We start from the raw sequence: 4,530 nt of genomic DNA on the forward strand, positions 1-4,530 counted from the left end.
ATCTCGCCCGTCATCGCCATGAATCTTTGTCTGGCAGCCGGCGAGCCGGCTGCATCCGCGGTTCTGGACTTTTTCTTATCAGAAAACGGCCGGCCGTCACCGGCCGCCGGCGCCCTTTTCGCCGGCCGCCGGCGTCCTTTGCCGGTCGTCGCCGGCAGCGTCGGCCGGGAGGACGGGCTGCGGGCGGGCGGGCTGCGGATGGGCGAGGGGGTGGTGCTCCTGCACCAGTTCGGTCAGCCGGGTATCCAGCACGTGGGTGTAGATCTCGGTGGTGGCGATGTCGGCATGGCCGAGCAGGGCCTGCACGATGCGCAGATCGGCGCCGCCGGCCAGCAGGTGGCTGGCGAAGGCATGGCGCAGCACGTGGGGAGAGACCTTTTCCGGCGGCAGGCCGGCGGCGACCGCCACCCATTTCAGGTCGCGGCCGAAGCTCTGCCGGGTCAGGTGGCCGCTTTCCGAATCGGCCGGGAACAGGAACTTGCCATCCCCGCGCTCCAGCCCGTCCCTGAGCGCCACATAGACCGCGATGGCGGCCCGGGCGCGGTCGCTGAGGGGCACGATGCGTTCCTTGTTGCCCTTGCCGCGCACGGTCATGACGCGCAGGCCCGGCCGGGCGGCAGAGGCCGGCAGCCCGACCAGTTCGGTCACGCGCAGGCCGGTGGCATAGGCGATCTCGATCAGCGCCACCAGCCGCGCCGCCGCCATGCGCCTGACCGGCGAAAGCTCCGTCCGCCCGGCCTCGCGCGCGGCGACGGTGAGCATGGCCACCACCTCTTCCGCCGACAGCACCTTGGGCAGGGCGCGCCGCTTCTTCGGCGCCTCCGCCAGACCGGTCGGATCGTCCGGCCGCACGCCCTCGCCATAGAGAAAGCGGTGAAAGCGGCGCAGGGCGGAAAGCCGGCGCGCCTGCGTGGTGGCGGCCAGTTCCTGCGCCTTCAGGCCGGCGAGATAGGCGGAAAGATCGTCCTGCCCGGCCTCGTTCAGGGCCTTGTCGCGGGCGGCGAGGAAGGCGCCGAAATCTTCCAGATCGCGGCGATAGGCGGCGAGCGTGTTGGCGGCGGCGCCGCGCTCCACGCTCATCATCTCCAGAAAGGCTTCCAGATGGTGCGCACCGCGCATCGGGCTGTCGTTCCTGTCCTGTCCCGTCCCGTCTTGCCGTTGCTGTCCCGGCCGTTCCGCAGGCGGGGCGCATCATCGCCGATGGGGCGGCGGCTTTCCAGCCCCGGCCCGGCGCGCCGGGGGTCAGCGGGCGGGCGTGATGGTGATGCCGGCGTGCGGGCCGATAGCGCGCACTTCCACCTGCCGGGCGCCGGCAAGGGGCAGCACCACGCCTTCGGCATCGGTGATCGAATAGACCGTGCCGTCGACGCGCACCCGGAACGGAGCATCGGCGGTGATGACGGCCTGTCCGCCGGCACCGAGGGCGCCCTGAATGTCCACGCTCTGCCAGACCGGGCTGCCGGCGACGGAAACCGGGCTGCCGGCGACGGAAACCGGGTGGCCGGCGGGGCGCCCGGTCAGCCACAGCCAGCCGCCGATCAGGGCGCCGATGCCGAGCACCCCCACCAGAAGGGTCGCGCCGAGGCCGCCGCGCCGCCGGGATGCGGCCGGCCGCGGCTCGTCCGGCGGCAGCAGCACGTCGTCCGCGTCCTGTGCCGGAAAGGGGGCGACGCTGCGGCCCATATGGCGCCCGATGGCATCGAGCGAGGCGGCGGCGGGAAAACCCGGTCCGCCCGCTCCGGGGGGCGGCACGGCCGGCCCCGCAGGGTCGGCAGCGGGTGTCTCCGGCGCGCCCGGGGCCGGGACGGCGGGCTTCAGGAAGAAGCCCGGCTGCGGCGGCAGAACCGGTTCATCGGCGGCATTGCCCGGGCGGGCGAAGCGGCGGTGCTCCGGCGGCACCGGGCGCGGCTCCTGCGGCGGTGCGGCCGCGGCAACGCGGGGGGCGGCCGGCGGCGCACTCTGGTGCAGCACCCGCGGTTCCGGGGCCGCGGGGGCCGGCGTGGCGCGCGGCAGCAGCGCGGCGGCCGGCCGGCCGGGGGCGGGCAGATCGGCGGCCGGCCGGCCCGGTGTGGGCAGATCGCGGGAGAGCGGGCCTCGTGAGAGCGGGTCTTGTGAAAGCAGACCCTGTGAGAGCGGGTCCTGCTGTCCCCTGTCCGGCGCGGGCAGATCGCGTGCCCGCGGGGGCGGGGCGGCGGCCGGCTCCGGCGCGGCGGGGTCGAGGTCGTCGGTGTCCGGCATCGCCGGGCGCTGCGGGGCCGGGCGCGCGGGCAGCGGCACGGCGGAATCGACGGCGCCGCAATGCGGGCACCGGCGCGGTGCGGTGAACAGCAACTCGCCGCATTCGCTGCAGCGATAGCCCGGCGTATGACCGCGGGTCTGCTGGGGGAATGTGTCGGCCATGGCGCCAGCCTCCTGATGGCGGCCGGCAGCCCGGGGGCTGCCGTTCTGCGGAATGGTACCGCCGCCGGGCGGAAGGGAAGGGGCCGGCGCCGCAGGGGCGGCCGGCATCGTTCGGGTCCGTTTAGCGGGCGGCCGTGGCGAGAATTGGACCCCCGGCCGCTGTCGCAGCCTGCGGCGTCAGACCGCGGCCGGTGCCGGCGCCGGGCCGGCGGCTGCGGCCTCGCCGTCCGCACCGGGCATCCGGGCACGGCCGGCGACGCTCGCCCGCGCCAGCACCACCACGGGAACGAGCCCCGCGGCGACGATCGCCAGCGCCGCCAGCGCGCCGTTCTCGAAGCGCTCCTGCGAGGCGGCGTTGAACACCACGGTCGCCAGCGTTTCGAAGTTGAACGGGCGCAGCAGCACCGTCGCCGGCAGCTCCTTCATGGCCTCGACGAACACGATCAGCCCGGCGGTTGCCAGCGAGGGGCGCAGCAGCGGCACCAGCACATCGCGCAGCGCACCGCCGGCCGTGCGGCCGAGGGTGCGGGCGGCCATGTCGAGATGCGGCGACAGCCGGCCGAGCCCGGTTTCCAGCGTGCCGGCGGAAACCGCCAGAAAGCGCACGCAATAGGCATAGACCAGCCCGGCCCCGGAGCCGGCCAGCACCAGACCGGCGGCAAGGCCGAACTGATCGCGCAGGAAGCGGGCCAGCATGGCATCGAGCCCGCTGAGCGGCAGCAGGATGCCGACTGCCAGCACCGTGCCCGGCATGGCATAGCCGATGGAGGCGAGGGCGGCGGCCAGCCGCATCACCCGCCCGGCCCGCAGCCGCAGCGCATAGGCGATGGCCGCCCCGGCGGCAACCGTCAGCACGGCGGCCACCGCGGCGAGGCCGAGGGAATGCAGGGCCGCCGCGGCAAGGGCCGGATCGGCGGCCTGATCGAGCCGCCGCAGCGCCGCCCGCACCAGCACCGCGGCCGGCAGCACGAAGCCCAGCAGCACCGGCAGGGCACACAGGCCCGCCACCAGCAGGCCGCGGCGGGGCGGCAGCGGGCGCGGCACCACCGCGGCATTGCGGATGCCGGCGTGGAAGCGCTGGCGCCGCCGGGCGATGCGTTCCACCGCCACCAGCGCGAACATCGCCGCCAGCATGGTGACGGCGATCTGCGCCGCGCCGGGCAGCGAACCGCGGTTCAGCCAGGTGTCGTAGACGGAGACCGTCAGGGTGCGCACGCCCAGATATTGCACCGCGCCGATATCGTTGACGGTTTCCATCAGCGCCAGCGAGATGCCCACCGCCACCGCCGGGCGGGCCAGCGGCAGCGCGACCGTCAGGAACAGCCGCAGCGGTCCCGCTCCCAGCGTGCGCGCCACCTCCAGCGCCGCCGACGACTGCATGAGAAAACTCGCCCGCGCGCTCAGATAGACATAGGGGTAGAGCACGAAACTCATCACGGCCACCGCCCCGCCGAGCGAGCGGATATCCGGCAGCATGCGGCCGCTCAGGCCCGTGACGGCGCGCAGCGCCATCTGCGCCGGGCCGGAATAGTCGAACACCTCCACCGCGGCGAAAGCGACGATGTAGGTCGGCACCGCCAGTGGCAGCAGCAGCGCCCAGTCCAGCACCCGGCTGCCGGGAAAGCGATACATGGTCACCGCCCATGCAGCGCCGACGCCGATGATGCCGGTCAGCACGCCGACGCCGGCCATCAGCAGCGCCGTGGCCCCGACCGCCCGCGGCAGCACGCTCGATGCCAGATGCGACCAGACATCGCCGGAGGGCTGCATGGCCAGCCACAACAGCGCGATGAGCGGCGCCAGTGCCGCGGCCGCGAGCCCGGCGACGGCCAGCCTCCAGCCCCGGTCGCGCCGCCGCCGGGCCGGGGCCGCGGGGGCCGGGCGCGGCGTGGCGGCAGAACCTGCAGCGGAGAGGGGAGCCGGAGCGGAGGGGGGCGCAGGGGCCAAGGCGAATTCTCCCTGCCGGCCACAGCGGCCGGGCCGCACAGGATGACGGAACCACGGGAACGGAACGGAGCGGTTCGTCCGGCTTAGGCGCGCGGCCCCGGCAAAGTCAATCGCGGCCTGCCGGCGGCGACCGGAAAAGACATCCGGCCCCGCGGCCCCCCGGGGTCTCGTCGTGCGGTTCCT

At 74.6% G+C, this 4,530-nt stretch carries 3 protein-coding genes; all 3 read right to left on the minus strand.

Going from position 1 to position 4,530, the window contains the following annotated elements:
* Window positions 1-96: 96 nt before the first annotated feature.
* Window positions 97-1,119, minus strand: coding sequence for a site-specific tyrosine recombinase XerD (locus V7067_RS13285; RefSeq protein ID WP_334176384.1), 1,023 nt, complete (start codon window positions 1,117-1,119; stop codon window positions 97-99).
* 123 nt (window positions 1,120-1,242) lie between these two features.
* The gene (locus V7067_RS13290) at window positions 1,243-2,400 is read right to left on the minus strand and encodes a hypothetical protein (protein WP_334176385.1); all 1,158 of its coding nucleotides are present in this window, start codon (window positions 2,398-2,400) and stop codon (window positions 1,243-1,245) included.
* Between the two features lie 177 nt (window positions 2,401-2,577).
* Window positions 2,578-4,347, minus strand: a complete 1,770-nt coding sequence (locus V7067_RS13295) for an iron ABC transporter permease (RefSeq protein WP_334176386.1) — start codon at window positions 4,345-4,347, stop codon at window positions 2,578-2,580.
* Window positions 4,348-4,530: the final 183 nt, after the last annotated feature.

The sequence above is a fragment of the Pseudoxanthobacter sp. genome (assembly GCF_036822375.1).
Taxonomy (GTDB): Bacteria; Pseudomonadota; Alphaproteobacteria; order Rhizobiales; family Segnochrobactraceae; genus Pseudoxanthobacter.

What these genes read in the sequence shown, in the direction of transcription:
- V7067_RS13290 (WP_334176385.1), bottom strand. Translation starts at nt 2,400, where the DNA reads ATGGCCGACACATTCCCCCAGCAGACCCGCGGTCATACGCCGGGCTAT.
- V7067_RS13285 (WP_334176384.1), bottom strand. Translation starts at nt 1,119, where the DNA reads ATGCGCGGTGCGCACCATCTGGAAGCCTTTCTGGAGATGATGAGCGTG.